Origin of the sequence: Blautia sp. BCRC 81119, assembly GCF_003184505.1 — a bacterium.
Classification (GTDB): Bacteria; Bacillota; Clostridia; order Lachnospirales; family Lachnospiraceae; genus Blautia_A; species Blautia_A fusiformis.
Window position 1 is genome coordinate 80,057 of record NZ_QJHD01000007.1, and the last position, 13,774, is coordinate 93,830.

15 protein-coding genes are annotated in these 13,774 nt (G+C 46.6%); 3 read left to right on the plus strand and 12 right to left on the minus strand.

Annotated features, from left to right (window positions below; translation table 11 throughout):
- Positions 1–65: 65 nt before the first annotated feature.
- The 6 genes from hemW to DMI82_RS19630 all read right to left on the minus strand — a co-directional run bounded on the left by hemW (position 66) and on the right by DMI82_RS19630 (position 6,027).
- A complete protein-coding gene (gene hemW, locus DMI82_RS06030; protein WP_110102817.1) occupies positions 66–1,202 on the minus strand; it encodes a radical SAM family heme chaperone HemW in 1,137 nt (378 codons plus the stop codon).
- Entirely contained in the window at positions 1,192–1,578 is a 387-nt protein-coding gene (locus tag DMI82_RS06035) for a hypothetical protein (protein ID WP_021651885.1), read from the minus strand. Before DMI82_RS06035 ends, hemW begins: the two co-directional genes overlap by 11 nt.
- 11 nt (positions 1,579–1,589) lie before the next feature.
- Positions 1,590–3,398: a translation elongation factor 4 gene (gene lepA / locus DMI82_RS06040; protein WP_021651884.1), complete on the minus strand. Its 1,809-nt coding sequence runs from the start codon at positions 3,396–3,398 to the stop codon at positions 1,590–1,592.
- A gap of 82 nt (positions 3,399–3,480) precedes the next feature.
- Positions 3,481–4,851, minus strand: coding sequence for a stage II sporulation protein P (locus tag DMI82_RS06045; RefSeq protein ID WP_022426952.1), 1,371 nt, complete (start codon positions 4,849–4,851; stop codon positions 3,481–3,483).
- Positions 4,852–4,874: 23 nt separating this feature from the next.
- Entirely contained in the window at positions 4,875–5,804 is a 930-nt protein-coding gene (gene gpr / locus DMI82_RS06050; protein ID WP_015527438.1) for a GPR endopeptidase, read from the minus strand.
- A gap of 4 nt (positions 5,805–5,808) precedes the next feature.
- A complete protein-coding gene (locus DMI82_RS19630) occupies positions 5,809–6,027 on the minus strand; it encodes a hypothetical protein (RefSeq protein ID WP_015527439.1) in 219 nt (72 codons plus the stop codon).
- Between the two features lie 70 nt (positions 6,028–6,097).
- On the opposite strand from DMI82_RS19630, the gene rpsT reads away from it, so the two are divergent.
- Together rpsT and DMI82_RS06060 are read left to right on the plus strand one after the other, a co-directional pair.
- On the plus strand, positions 6,098–6,361 hold the full coding sequence (gene rpsT, locus DMI82_RS06055) for a 30S ribosomal protein S20 (RefSeq protein WP_022426951.1): 264 nt from the start codon (positions 6,098–6,100) through the stop codon (positions 6,359–6,361).
- A gap of 133 nt (positions 6,362–6,494) precedes the next feature.
- Positions 6,495–7,067 carry a M48 family metallopeptidase gene (locus DMI82_RS06060; RefSeq protein ID WP_022426950.1) on the plus strand — a complete coding sequence of 191 codons (573 nt, stop codon included), beginning with the start codon at positions 6,495–6,497 and terminating at the stop codon, positions 7,065–7,067.
- A 3-nt stretch (positions 7,068–7,070) separates the two neighbouring features.
- On the opposite strand, the gene holA is transcribed toward DMI82_RS06060, so the two are convergent.
- Entirely contained in the window at positions 7,071–8,066 is a 996-nt protein-coding gene (gene holA, locus DMI82_RS06065; RefSeq protein WP_022426949.1) for a DNA polymerase III subunit delta, read from the minus strand.
- 171 nt (positions 8,067–8,237) lie between these two features.
- On the opposite strand from holA, the gene DMI82_RS06070 reads away from it, so the two are divergent.
- Complete coding sequence (locus DMI82_RS06070; RefSeq protein WP_022426948.1) at positions 8,238–8,645, plus strand: DUF6465 family protein; 408 nt, start codon at positions 8,238–8,240, stop codon at positions 8,643–8,645.
- A gap of 125 nt (positions 8,646–8,770) precedes the next feature.
- On the opposite strand, the gene glpK is transcribed toward DMI82_RS06070, so the two are convergent.
- From glpK to DMI82_RS06095, 5 genes are all read right to left on the minus strand, one after another.
- Positions 8,771–10,270 carry a glycerol kinase GlpK gene (glpK, locus tag DMI82_RS06075; protein WP_022426947.1) on the minus strand — a complete coding sequence of 500 codons (1,500 nt, stop codon included), beginning with the start codon at positions 10,268–10,270 and terminating at the stop codon, positions 8,771–8,773.
- Between the two features lie 51 nt (positions 10,271–10,321).
- Positions 10,322–10,897 carry a glycerol-3-phosphate responsive antiterminator gene (locus DMI82_RS06080; protein ID WP_015527444.1) on the minus strand — a complete coding sequence of 192 codons (576 nt, stop codon included), beginning with the start codon at positions 10,895–10,897 and terminating at the stop codon, positions 10,322–10,324.
- 213 nt (positions 10,898–11,110) lie between these two features.
- A complete protein-coding gene (locus tag DMI82_RS06085) occupies positions 11,111–12,229 on the minus strand; it encodes an Ldh family oxidoreductase (protein WP_015527445.1) in 1,119 nt (372 codons plus the stop codon).
- A gap of 141 nt (positions 12,230–12,370) precedes the next feature.
- Positions 12,371–13,102, minus strand: a complete 732-nt coding sequence (locus DMI82_RS06090) for a glycerophosphodiester phosphodiesterase (RefSeq protein ID WP_021976755.1) — start codon at positions 13,100–13,102, stop codon at positions 12,371–12,373.
- A 298-nt stretch (positions 13,103–13,400) separates the two neighbouring features.
- Complete coding sequence (locus DMI82_RS06095) at positions 13,401–13,772, minus strand: DUF1667 domain-containing protein (RefSeq protein ID WP_022426946.1); 372 nt, start codon at positions 13,770–13,772, stop codon at positions 13,401–13,403.
- Between the last annotated feature and the right edge of the window lie 2 nt (positions 13,773–13,774).

The window sequence follows — 13,774 nt, forward strand, 5'->3', positions numbered from 1 at the left end:
CTGATTTTTTATCAGTATACTGCCAGAACATCCGTTCGTCAAGGTGAAAAAATCGACAAATTTTTCTACAGCAGAAAATCCGCCATCACTCCATTGCTCACATGGATTCCCTTTCTCGAAAGATATATCCTGTCTCCTTTTTGTTCCAGCATTCCGATCTCCAGATGTTTTTTCAGGACCTCTCCGTAAACGTTTTCCATATTTTTTCCGAAATATTTCGCAAACGCTTCCATTGAAACGCCCTCTGTCATCCGAAGCCCCAGAAACATAAACTCAGCCATCTCATCTGCCTCTGTAAGGCTTTCCATATTCTGGCGGATCTTATCCGGAAACGCACTGTTTCCAATATATTCCTTCATATCCGCAGTATTGGAAAAACGCATATGCTCCAGAAGTGAAGACGCCCCAAGTCCCAGTCCCAGATAATCGATCCTCTGCCAGTATCCCTTATTATGACGGCATTCCCGTCCGCCTTTCGCATAATTGGAGATCTCGTACTGATGAAACCCATATTCCTCCAGGATCCCTGCCGTATTCTCATACATACGGTACTCCGTATCCTCATCCGGCAATTTCAGCTTTCTCTCCCCGAAAGGAGTGCCTTCCTCAATGATCAGACTATAGGCGGAAATATGTTCTGGCGAAAGCCCTGCCACCGTGCGGAGATTTTTTTCCCAGTCTGCATAGGTCTGTTCCGGAATGGCACTCATCAGATCGATATTGATGTTGGAAAAGCCTGCATCCCTTGCCATAAAAAAGCTCTCCTGAAACTCTTCCCACGTATGGATCCTTCCAAGGATCTTTAATTCCCGATTCTGCGGGGACTGAAGCCCCAGACTCAGCCGGTTGATCCCGTGTTCCAGATATATCTGAAGTTTTTCTTTATATAAAGTCCCCGGATTTGCTTCGATGGTGATCTCAGCATCCGGGGCCACAAAAAACTTATTTCTGATCTGATCCAGCATCTCTCCAACAAGAGACGGATCCGGCACGGAAGGTGTTCCTCCGCCGATAAAAACTGTGGTGATCTCCCTGTCCGAAAAATCCGGAACAGCGGCAATCTCCCTTTCCAGAGCCTGGAAATATTCACGCTGCCTCTCTTTTCCGGCAGGTCCGGAAAGGAAATCACAGTAATCGCATTTTTTTACACAAAACGGAATATGGATATAGAGCTCCAGCGGTTTTTTCGCCTCATTCTCCATCCATGGCTCCTTCCTCTCCACCACTACCTGATGTATCATTATCCTCATCGGAGCTTGTATCTTCACCGGCACTATCCGCATTATCCGTGCTTCCATCCGAAGCAGCCGGTGTCGGTGTCACGCCATCGATCCCCAATGCCTCACTGCCGTTTTCTGCCAGGTACTCATTGACCATTGTCAGATTTCCATTGCTCGTCACTGCATCCGGATCTACGGTTTTCGGATCAGGAGTGGCAGTCGGTTCCGGCGCTGTACTGATTTTGATCACACTTTCCTCTTCTGCATTTTTCTTCTTTGAACCACATCCGGTAAGCAGAGCTCCTGTTATAGCCAGAAGTCCTGCTGCCAGAAACAGTTTTTTTATATTTTTTTTCAAAAAGTCATCTCCTATTTATCATCCAGCTTCAGGACACTCATAAATGCCTTCTGCGGGATCTCCACGTTACCTACCTGACGCATACGTTTCTTACCTTCCTTCTGTTTTTCCAGAAGCTTCTTCTTACGGGAGATATCTCCACCGTAACACTTGGCAAGTACGTCTTTACGCATGGCTCTTACCGTCTCTCTGGCAATGACCTTGCTTCCGATAGCTGCCTGGATCGGGATCTCAAAGAGCTGTCTCGGGATCTCGTCTTTCAGCTTCTCACACATCTTTCTTCCACGCTCGTAAGCAGTATCTGCATGCACGATAAAGGAAAGAGCATCCACTTCTTCTTTATTCACAAGGATATCCAGCTTCACAAGCTCACTTCTCTCATATCCGTCCAGTTCGTAATCCAGGGATGCATAACCTCTGGAACGTGATTTCAGTGCATCAAAGAAATCATAAATGATCTCGTTCAGCGGCAGTCTGTATTTCAGGAGTGCACGGGTTTCTTCCATATATTCCATGCCTTCATACTGACCACGTCTCTCCTGGCAGAGATCCATGATCGCACCAATGAACTCTGTGGTTACCATGATCTCCGCCTTCACCATAGGCTCTTCCATGTATTCGATCTCTGAAGGATCCGGAAGGTTGGTGGGATTGGTCAGCTCGATGATCTCACCATTGGTTTTATAGACCTTATAGATAACACTCGGTGCTGTAGTTACAAGATCCAGGTTATACTCTCTCTCCAGACGCTCCTGGATGATCTCCAGATGAAGAAGTCCCAGGAAGCCGCAGCGGAAACCAAATCCAAGGGCGACCGATGTCTCCGGTTCATAATAAAGGGAAGCATCGTTGAGCTGAAGCTTCTCCAGCGCGTCACGGAGATCGCCGTACTTGGCACCATCTGCCGGATAAAGGCCACAATAAACCATAGGGTTTACCTTCTTATATCCCGGAAGTGCCTCTGCACAGGGGTTGTCCGCATCCGTTACCGTATCACCCACGCGGGTATCACGGACATTCTTGATGCTGGCTGTGATATATCCGACCATACCTGCTGTCAGCTCGTCACACGGGATAAACTGACCCGCTCCAAAATATCCAACCTCCACAACCTCCGTGGTGAATCCGGTCGCCATCATATGGATCCTCGTGCCCTTTTTCACACGTCCGTCCTTCACTCTGCAAAATACGATAACACCCTTATAAGGGTCATAAACAGAGTCGAAGATCAGAGCCTTCAGAGGTGCATCCACATCCCCCGCCGGCGCCGGGACCTTATTGACGATCTGCTCCAGGACCTGGTCTACATTCAGTCCTGTTTTTGCGGAGATCTGCGGTGCATCCTGCGCTTCGATTCCGATCACATCCTCGATCTCATTGATAACACGCTCCGGATCCGCACTTGGAAGGTCGATCTTGTTGATCACCGGAACCACATCCAGATCATGGTCCAGTGCCATATATACATTGGCAAGTGTCTGAGCTTCGATTCCCTGTGCTGCATCCACAACAAGGATCGCTCCGTCACAGGCAGCAAGGCTTCGGGAAACTTCATAGTTAAAGTCCACATGTCCCGGGGTATCGATCAGGTTAAAAATATACTCATTTCCGTCCTTGGCTTTGTATACAATACGAACCGCCTGGGATTTGATGGTGATTCCTCGTTCTCTCTCAAGGTCCATGTTATCCAGAACCTGGGCCTGCATTTCCCTCTCGGTAAGAAGTCCCGTCATCTCGATGATACGGTCCGCAAGTGTTGACTTGCCATGGTCGATATGTGCAATGATACAAAAATTCCGAATTTTACTCTGGTCTATCATTCAGGAAGTCCTCCTTAAATTTCTCTCGTATAAAGCGTTCAGAACGCATATTTTTCCATACTGCTCTTTATCATATCATATTTCAGCCTTCTTTGTCACTGCCTTTCAGAACTCTGTTTAAGATATCTGCAAATGGTTCCATGGCATTTCGGACTTCCTCCACGGTATTTGTCTGTGCTCCGGCCTCCAGAAGCAGGGCCCGTGGCTTAAGATGCAGATTATAGCGAAGACCTGCCAGATAGATCCCCCGGTAAAGATCGGGGTAATACTGTGCCGCCTGATATTCTAGCTGAAAGGAAAATGCCAGATTCTCTTCTATGTAAGGATTGGGCAGATAACTCACTGCCCCCTGACTGACTGTATAGCTTAATCCATTATAAAAAAGCAGCTGAGCAGTAGGTTTTCCATTCACCTGCGTTACCAGATGACGCTCATCCGGCACACCATCTCTGTGAAGGTCGATCACAACTTCAATGGTGGGATTTTCTTCCAACACTTTTTCTATGGATGCCCTAGCATAATCATAAGCCTTGCTCCTGTCCAGTGTTCCTCCCATCATATCAAAGGCATCTGTTATATGAATGACCTGGTATCCATATGTTTTTTCCAGAAGTTCAGTAAGATGATCTCCCACTCCTACGATGGTGTCCTCAGTCTGTCCTTCTCTTGAATCTGCAAAAGCCTCCTGGGAATGGGTATGATAGATCAGGATCTGGGGTACCGATGAATCCTTTTTAACGGACAGATCCTCCTTCAGAAAACGGGGCGCACTGATCTGCTGCGCATTCGTTTCCGTATTGGAATCCAATATAAAAAACTGATTCATCACATAGTCAAAATCTGCCAGTTTCGCCTGAGACAAGTCAATCTGCGGATGTGGCAGTGCCACAGTCTCCTGTTCCTTCGCAGTATTTTCACCGGATTGGTTCTCCTCTGACGGAGGAGTCTCCGGTTCTGTGTCCCCCGGCTCCGTAGCTTCCTGTTCTGAACCTCCTGGCTCTGTAATTTCTGGCTCAGCAACTTCCTGTTCTGTATTTCCCTTAACAGTCTCCTTTTCATTTTTTTTGCCGGCAGAGGATTTTTTCCCTGCCATTTCTGCCTCTTCCGCTTCTTTCTTTTGAATTTCTTTTTTCTTTTGAAGCTCTTCTTTCTTCTGAAGGGCTTCTTTCTTTTCCACTTCTTCCGCCTCGGCCATCAGCAGCGTCTCCTGCTCTTTTCGGTTCTCTGCTTCCACTTCTTCACCCAGATGCTCTGCGTTTTTTTCCTGCAAAAGCATCTCTGTTTCCCGGTCTCTGCCATTTTCCTTCTGCAGAGCTTTCTTTTCCAGAAAGCAATACAGCGGCAGCTGTCTGTAGATCTCACCATGCCTGAAAAAATCTCCCGGAAGGACAGCCACCACCCCCAGGAAGATCAGGCTCAAAACCACGCAGAAAGCCCTCTGGATATTCGTCACCCACGATCACCTCTTATGGTATTTTATGACCTGTCCTCTTCGATTAGACTATCGGAAAAAGCCAGATTCAGTCCCTCGGAAATGGTAAAGCTTAAATATCGTACCGTTTCATCCACATCCTTTGGTGTTACAAACATGGTGTAAAGCTTCGGTGAGATCATTTCTTCCAGAAACTCCTTCTGCTCATCCTCCTCCAGTGCCTCCAGAAGCTCTGCCATGGAATCATGGACAATAGTAGCCGCATCCACCACAGTCGGAACACCGATCCCGATCACACGGACCGAAAGATTTTCTTCATTCAGGCCTTCCCTGTGATTCCCCACGCCGGAGCCCGGACTAATCCCGGTATCCGTGATCTGGATCGTCCGGTTAAGTCTTGTCGTACTTCTGGCCGCCAGCGCATCTACGGCGATCACCAAATCCGGCTTTGTCTCAGAAACAACACCCCGAACAATTTCCAGAGTTTCCATTCCGGTCTGTGCCATCACACCCGGAACGATCCCGCTGATCTGATGCATTTTCATATGTTCATTGCTCTTCAGCCCATATTCCCGGATCACATGCCTTGTCATATGAAGATTGGAAACTGCACGAGGGCCAAGGGAATCCGCAGTAATCTCCTGATTTCCAAGGCCTACCACCAGGATCGACTGCTGCCGTCCGAGATCGATCAGCTCCCTCAAATGATGTGCCACCTCTTCCGAGATCTCCCTGTGATAATCCTCATCCGGAACGGAAAGATCCGGTGCCTCAATGGTAATATAGGTCCCCTGTGGTTTTCCCATGGTCCTGGCTCCATTTTCCGTTGTGATCCGCACTACGGTAGTCCGAACATCCTTTTCCTCATCGTATCTTTCCCTGATCTCTACTCCACGTACTTCTACGTTTTCCGCCTGAAAGCGTTCCGTTGCTTCCAGCGCCAGGTCTGTTCTGATTCTGCTCCTTCCAGCCATACTCTCATCCTCTTTTTCTGTAAGATTGCAAAGACTTTTTCGCTGCTGCCTGCAGCTTTTCCGGTGTTTTCCCTTTTATTATTTCCCCTTTTTCCCATAAATATGTATCATTTCCCCTTTTCCACACAGCATCTGGTATTTTTTGCATATTTTTTTGGAATTTTTGCGAAAAACATCTTGACATTCCTGTGCACGTATAATAATATATATAAGCATGTTTCATAGGAGCGCCCGTGTCTGTTCCTGTGAATGTAATTTAATATTATATTTTTAAGGAATCGGAGGTGTACGAATTGGCTAACATTAAATCCGCAAAGAAGAGAATCTTAGTTAACAGCACTAAGGCTGCAAGAAACAAAGCAATCCGTTCTGCAGTTAAGACTTCCATCAAGAAAGTTGAGACAGCAGTTGAGAATAAGGATAAGGCAGCTGCAGAGGTTGCTCTTAAGGACGCAATCTCCACAATCAGCAAAGCTACATCCAAGGGCGTTTATCACAAAAATAACTGCGCCAGAAAAATTTCCCGTCTTTCCAAAGCTGTCAACAGCATTGCGTAATAGACCACGGAATATTTTAGTTATAAGCTTATAAGTAAAAGGAAAGACAGTCGAACCGTCAGCGACTGTCTTTTTTGTATATAGATTTCTGTTTTGTATATAGCTTTCTGTATTGACCAAAAGGAGTTTTTTTATGATATCTCATCCCTTTCCCTACCGCATTATCCGCAGTAGCCGGAAAACCCTGGCGATCCAGGTCAGCGTTTCCGGTCAGGTGACTGTCCGTGCTCCGCACACAATGCCAGATTCCACCATCCAGCGTTTTCTCTCCCAGAAAGAAAGCTGGATCCTGAAGCACCTCTCCCACTCTGCCTCCAGGCCGGCACAGCCCCAGGCTGAAAACCCGCCTCTTTCGGAATTCCGCCGCAGTTATTATATGGAATCCGCCAGAAAAATATTCAAAAGAAAAACCGCAGCCTACGCCAGAAAAATGGGCGTAACCTACGGCCGTATCACGATCCGGGAACAAAAAACCCGCTGGGGAAGCTGCACCAGCGAAGGAAACCTGAATTTCAACTGGCGGCTGATCTTCGCCCCGGAAAAAGTCCTGGATTATGTTGTAGTACACGAACTTTCCCACAGAAAAGAAATGAATCATTCCCCTGCCTTTTATGCAGTGGTGGCATCTGTGATGCCAGAGTATAAAGCCTGCGAAAAATGGCTCAGGGACAACGGAGCGACCCTGTGGCAGAACCCGTCTCCGTAAAACTCAGGCTCTCACTGCTCTCGCCGAGCTATACTTCACGATCAGAAGCTCCACGCTGAGCACATCTCCAAGTGTACCTGTCTTTACCGCCTCTTCCGCATCCACAAAATCCCGCACAGCATTCTCCAGCTCTTCCACAGTGTAGGATCTGGCACAGGATGCCAGATTCCGCACAACAAAAGAGGGTACTCCCAGTTTGGAAGCGATCTCGGTCTGAGAAAGACCCTCCTGTGACATTTTCTTGGTCAGGCAGATCTGACGAAACTGTTTCGCCAAAAGAAACAATATCCGCATCGGCGGTTCCCGAAGGGTCAGAAGGTCATAGTACAGATCCAGGGCCCGCTTCTGGTTCTTCTCCGTCACCGCACGCACCATATCAAAGATCTTATTGGTTGTCTGCGTGGTACAGACAGCCTGGATATCTGCAGCCGTCACAACATCTCTTCCGACCGTATAGGAGATCAGCTTTTCCAGCTCCATCCTTATATTTCCCATATCTGTTCCCGTCATGGTCAGCAGAAGCTCCACATCTCTCTGGGTGATCCTGCGGCCATTTTTTCCAAGGATCCCTGCTGCCCACCGCATAAGAGTCTTTTCATCCTGCTGTTTAAATTCCCCGATGCTGCCGCAGGCTTTTACCGCCTTGTACATACGGCTTCTTTTATCTACTTCAGACTCGCAGAACACTAGATACAGATAATCAGGCAGAGCTTTCATATAATCTGCCAGTTCCTCGCATTTGTTCTTAAAGAATCCCGTATCCTCAAGAAGGACTACTCTTCGCTCTGCAAAAAAGGGCATGGTATCACAAAGACTCAAAAGCTCCCGGACATCGATCCCCTTCCCCTCATATCTGGTAAAATTCATGGTATCATCGTCCGGGTTCAGAGCCTTCACCAGATTTCTTTTATATTGTTGTTTCAGATAGGCTTCCTCACCGTAAAGGAGATATGCCTGCTTAAATTTTCCTGTTTTAATATCTTCCTGAATATTCTTCAATCTCTGTACCCCTGTCTGATTTTCTCTGTAATCCAGTTTATACGACAACTGCCGGAAATGCAACACCCAAGCAAAAATTTGACTTTCCACCGGATTCATGCTACTGTAAACAGGTACATATTCCGGCAGATCCGTTCTGTCAGCGAAATATGTGGAAGGGAGTGTTCCATTATGGAAAAAAGAAGAAACAGCAGAACAAGCAACCTGAAGAGCGCAACCACCAAGGCCAAAGCTACCGTGAAATCAACTGTAGAAAAGATTGAAAAAACACCTGCAGCTGAAAAAACCGTTAAAGCAGTCAAAAAGGCAACAGAGACTGTAGCAGCCAAGGCACCAGAAGTAGTAGAAGAAGTTAAGAACACTGTAAAAAATCATAAGATCAGCGGCATCACACTTGAAATTTTTGAGACATCCATCACAGTTGCCGACCTTGAGGCAGCTGTTAAGAAAGATGCAGAAGCAAAGGGCCTGAAAGGCAAAGAGCTCCACATCTATGTAAATGCAGAAGAAAGAGCAGCTTACTACACTGCTGACGGAACGGGTTCCGACGATTACAGGATCGATCTGACCACTCTGTAAGCTCCGGCGGATCTGTTCCGCGATCGCTTATATGCCGGTCTGTCTGTGACATTCCGGAAACGCAAAAAAGCCATGCACAGGACATTTTCATCCGGTCCCGCTGCATGACTTTTCTTTTTTATCTTTTACTGGATCTTTTTGATCCAGTCTCTGGAGCAGCCTACTGCAGCTCTCCAGCCTTTTACCATGGCATTTCGCTTCTCATCATCGATCTCCGTGCGGAAAATACGTTCCACATCACGGCTTTCCAGTACTGCCTCCTTGCTTTCCCAGAATCCCACAGCAAGACCTGCAAGATATGCGGCACCAAGAGCAGTTGTCTCAATACATTCCGGACGTTCTACAGCCACATTACTGATATTGGCCTGGATCTGCAGGAGAAGATTGTTTGCACTTGCTCCGCCGTCTACACGAAGAACTGCAAGGTCACTTCCTGCATCTTCCTTCATAACCTCCAGCACATCATTGACCTGATATGCAAGTGATTCCAAAGTCGCACGCACAATATGATACTTATTTACACCACGGGTCAATCCCACGATCGTGCCACGGGCATACTGATCCCAGTAAGGAGCTCCAAGTCCTGTAAATGCAGGCACGACGTAGCAGCCGTTTGCATCCGGTACCTTTCCCGCAAAATACTCGGTATCCGATGCGGAATCCACCAGATGAAGCTCATCACGAAGCCACTGGATCGCAGCACCAGCCACAAATACGGATCCCTCCAGAACATAAGTGATCTCTCCGTTAAGTCCCCATCCGATGGTTGTAACCAGCCCGTTATTGGAAAATACCGGTTTATCTCCTGCATTCATCAGAAGAAAGCCACCGGTTCCATATGTATTCTTGGTTTCACCTTTCTCAAAGCAGGCCTGTCCGAACAGCGCCGCCTGCTGGTCCCCGGCAGCACCGGCTACCGGGATCCTTCCACCGAAAAAGGACGGATCTGTCTCACCATAAATCTCACTGGACTCTTTTACCTGCGGGAGCATGCATTTCGGAATATCAAGCTCCTCCAGGATCTCATCATCCCACTCCAGTGTATTGATGTTGAACATCATGGTTCTGGACGCATTGGAATAATCTGTTACATGAACAGCTCCCTTGGTCAGCTTCCAGATCAGCCAGGTCTCCACGGTACCAAACAGAAGCTCACCCTTCTCTGCTCTTTCGCGGGCACCCTCCACATTATCCAGGATCCATTTTACCTTGGTGGCAGAAAAATACGCATCAATAACAAGTCCTGTTTTCTGACGGAATTTTTCTTCCAGTCCCTTTGCTTTCAGGCTGTCGCAGTATTCTGAGGTTCTCCTGCACTGCCATACGATGGCATGATAAACCGGCTGTCCCGTATTCTTATCCCAGACAATGGTGGTCTCTCTCTGATTGGTGATACCGATCGCTGCAATATCCTCTGCCGTTGCCTCAATCTGGTTCATAGCCTCTCTGGCAACAGAAAGCTGTGTGGACCAGATCTCACCTGCATCATGCTCTACCCATCCCGGTTTTGGAAAATGCTGGATAAACTCCTTCTGTGCCACACTGCGGATCCTTCCGCTTTCATCAAAAAGAATACAGCGGTTACTGGTCGTTCCGGAATCCAGCGCCATAACATATTTTGCCATATAAAAATCCTCCAATACATTTCTTGGCTGCGGCTCAATGCCTCTGCAGCCTCATAATTCCCATACCTTCTGATTTGTAGTGGAAACCGCTGCTGCCCCCGCACCCAGGGCTCCCATCACGTCCTCCTTATCGGAGATCAAACCGCCTGCGATCACAGGCACCTTGCTTGTTTTACATATCTGTTTAAGAATCTTCGGCATCAGCCCCGGCAGAACCTCTACCACATCCGGCAGCTGCTCATGCTGATTTCCCAGATTCTCAATGTTCTTGATCGCCATGGAATCAATAAGGAAAAAACGCAGAACTGTATACATTCCAAGCTTCTTCGCCCTGTTGATCATGGATGCTTTTGTTGAAATGATCCCATCTGCATGGATATTTTTACAAATATAATCCACAGAAACCTCTTTTGAGCTTAAACCTGTGATCAGGTCTATATGTGCCATCGCGATCTTCCCCGCCTGGTGGATCCGCTCCACAATTCCCCCAATAGAACGGATATCTCCATACAGGATAAAGATCACGGTAAGCTCCTCCCTGCCCAAACAGTTCTGAAGCCCCTGCTCATCCTTTACAGCCGCTATGATCGGGTTCGCCTCGATCGCGTCCAGAAATTCTTTGTTCATCTTCTCTCTTCCTCCGCAATGTTCACACAATATCATTTTATCTCCGCGCATTATTTGAAGATATTATTCTTATTGTATCAGTTTATTGCTTCAAAGACCAGACGCATTTGCCAAATATATCTGTTTTATTTCCGGCTGTATTACAATTCTCAGACAATCTTCTTCTCTGGTAAAAGAAGGGAAGCCCCTATGGACTTCCCTTCTGCAGATACATTATTTCTCAAACGGGAATTTGAACTGTGTAAGTCCGAATTCATCGCGAAGTCCGATAAACTCTTTCTGAACTGCCTCTGTCACCGGAACTCCCTTATCCTTACGATACATCCATACATCATATTCCTTCTCGCCTGCTGTGTAGATACGTTCCTGTCCAGGAGCCTTCTCGGAGCCTCTCAGGTCTCTCAGGATATCACCGCATGTTTTCTTGAATGCCTCTGCACCCATAAATGCCTCTGTGTCGATAGCAATAAAGAAATGTCCAAGATGATATGGACGGATCTTTCCTTCCTCATCCTTACCATCCAGAGCTTTCAGGAAGAGACCGGACTGAAGAGCAGCGGAAAGGATCTCAACAACCGTAGAGTATCCGTATCCCTTATATCCTCCGGTTGTCTCACCAAATCCACCGAGAGGAGCAAGTGCTGCCTGCTGGCTTCTGATCTTCTTAAGGATCTCTGCACTATCTGTAAGCTCCTCTCCTTCTCTGGAAATAACAAGACCCTTAGGAGTATCATGGTTGATACGTGCGTAGTATTCGATCTTGCCATTCTGGATAACAGATGTTGCACAGTCCAGTGTAAACGGGAACGGCTCATCTGTAGGCATACTAAATGTTAATGGGTTGGTTCCAAGCATATTCTCAACACCAAATGTCGGTGCAACAGATGGTCTTGCGTTAGTACCGCTGATACCGATCATATTCTCCTTTGCTGCGAGACCTGTCCAGTAGCCTGCGATTCCATAATGGGAAGAGTTACGGACTGCAACCATACCCATGCCGTATTTATGTGCTTTTTCGATACACATGTCCATAGCCTTCTTGCTGGCTACCATTCCCATACCATCGTTAGCATCAAGAACTGCAGTTGTCGGTGTCTCTTTAAGAATATCGATCTTTGTTACAGGATTTAAGATTCCGGATTTGATACGGTCGATATAGATCGGTTTAAAGCGGTTGCAGCCATGGCTCTCGATTCCACGTCTGTCACTTTCCAGAAGTACATCAGCGCAAAGTCTTGCATCCTCCGTCGGAACTCCCATTTTCTCAAATACTGCAGTCATAAAATCGTCTGCAAGCTGCCAGGAAATAAAAGGTCTTGTTTCTTTCTCCATTGTAAAACTCCTCCATATACATTATTATAGTTTTTTTATTTTGCTTATATAGATCTGCAGCAGGACCCCCTCCTGCCGGAGATTTCAAATTTAGCCTGCCTCCTGTATGTGCCTCACAGAAAGCGCCTTTACATCGCAGTTTCAATCCTCGTCTGCCACTGCTCTTCCTCTGTCCGGATAATTGGTAATGATGGAGTTTACTCCCCATTTCTTCATCCTTCTCATATCCTCTTCCTCGTTTACAGTCCAGACATTCACCCCGATCCCATTCTGGGAACAGCTGCGTACATGTTCTTCCTTCAGGTATTCCAGATTCGGATGATAATACTGCACATCACAGGTTCTTGCATAAACCCCTGCATTATCCACATATTTCTCTACCAGAAAGCCTCCTGCAATAGTCTCATCACTCTGTCTGCACAATACAATGGATGCGTTATTGAAAGAGGAAAGGATGATCCGATCCTCCAGACCATATTCGCAGATCATATCAATGACCTTCTCTTCCATACCACCATAATAATAAACACTGTTCTTCAGCTCGATGTTTGTAATCAGATCTTCCTCCTCTGCCATCCACTCCAAATACTCTCTCAGAGTCGGAATCTGAAGCCTGCCGAATTTTCCGGCAAACTTATCCGGATAACTGCAATCCAGTTTACACAGCTCAGCATATGTAAGATCATAGATATACCCGTTTCCATCTGTGGTACGATCAACCTTCTCATCGTGCATGATCACCGGAACCAGATCCTTGGTCAGCTGCACATCAAGCTCGATCCCCTCGCAACCAGCCTCCACTGCCTTCTGAAACGCCAGCATTGTATTCTCCGGATATTCTCCGCTGAAACCACGATGTCCAAATACTTTCATTCTAATCATCCTCCATTCAATGCATTACATCGTTGTGAGCATTTTTGCCAATTCATATTTCTGATTATATCATAGCTTTTATTTATTTTCAACATTTTTTATCGACTTTTGTGCATTTTTTTGTTATTTTTTAATTAATTATTCTTTTAAGTGCTAATATCTTTTGTGCATTTTGTACATTTTATTTCATGGCAAACAAAGCGATAAAAAAGCCTTTTCAGGTTTATTTTATTCGCTTTGTCTGCCAGAGGGCTGACATATTATAAGCATACAGATCGCCATATATATCCTTTGCAGATCACTGTATGATCTGCTTCACATTTCCTGTAGCCACGATATCCACACCTGTACCTGCTGCATTCTCCAGGATCACGTCCCCAATCTGAACCGGCGCTTCCACACATACATCCCGCAGCGCATCCACACAGTCAAAAATCTTTCCTTTCGGAATATCCTGTGCTGTCTTTACTGACACCACCGGCATGCTTCCATTCTTCACACGCACGGTCGTTGTCACGATCCTGGTCGGATCTGTCACTTCCTTCACTGCATATTCCGCACCTTTTTTACAGGTATTTCCTGTGACGGAAATGATTTCTTTTCCATTCATTTCCACCAGAAGGGCGCATCCCATAGGACATCCGATACAAGTAAGATTCCTTTTTTCCATTT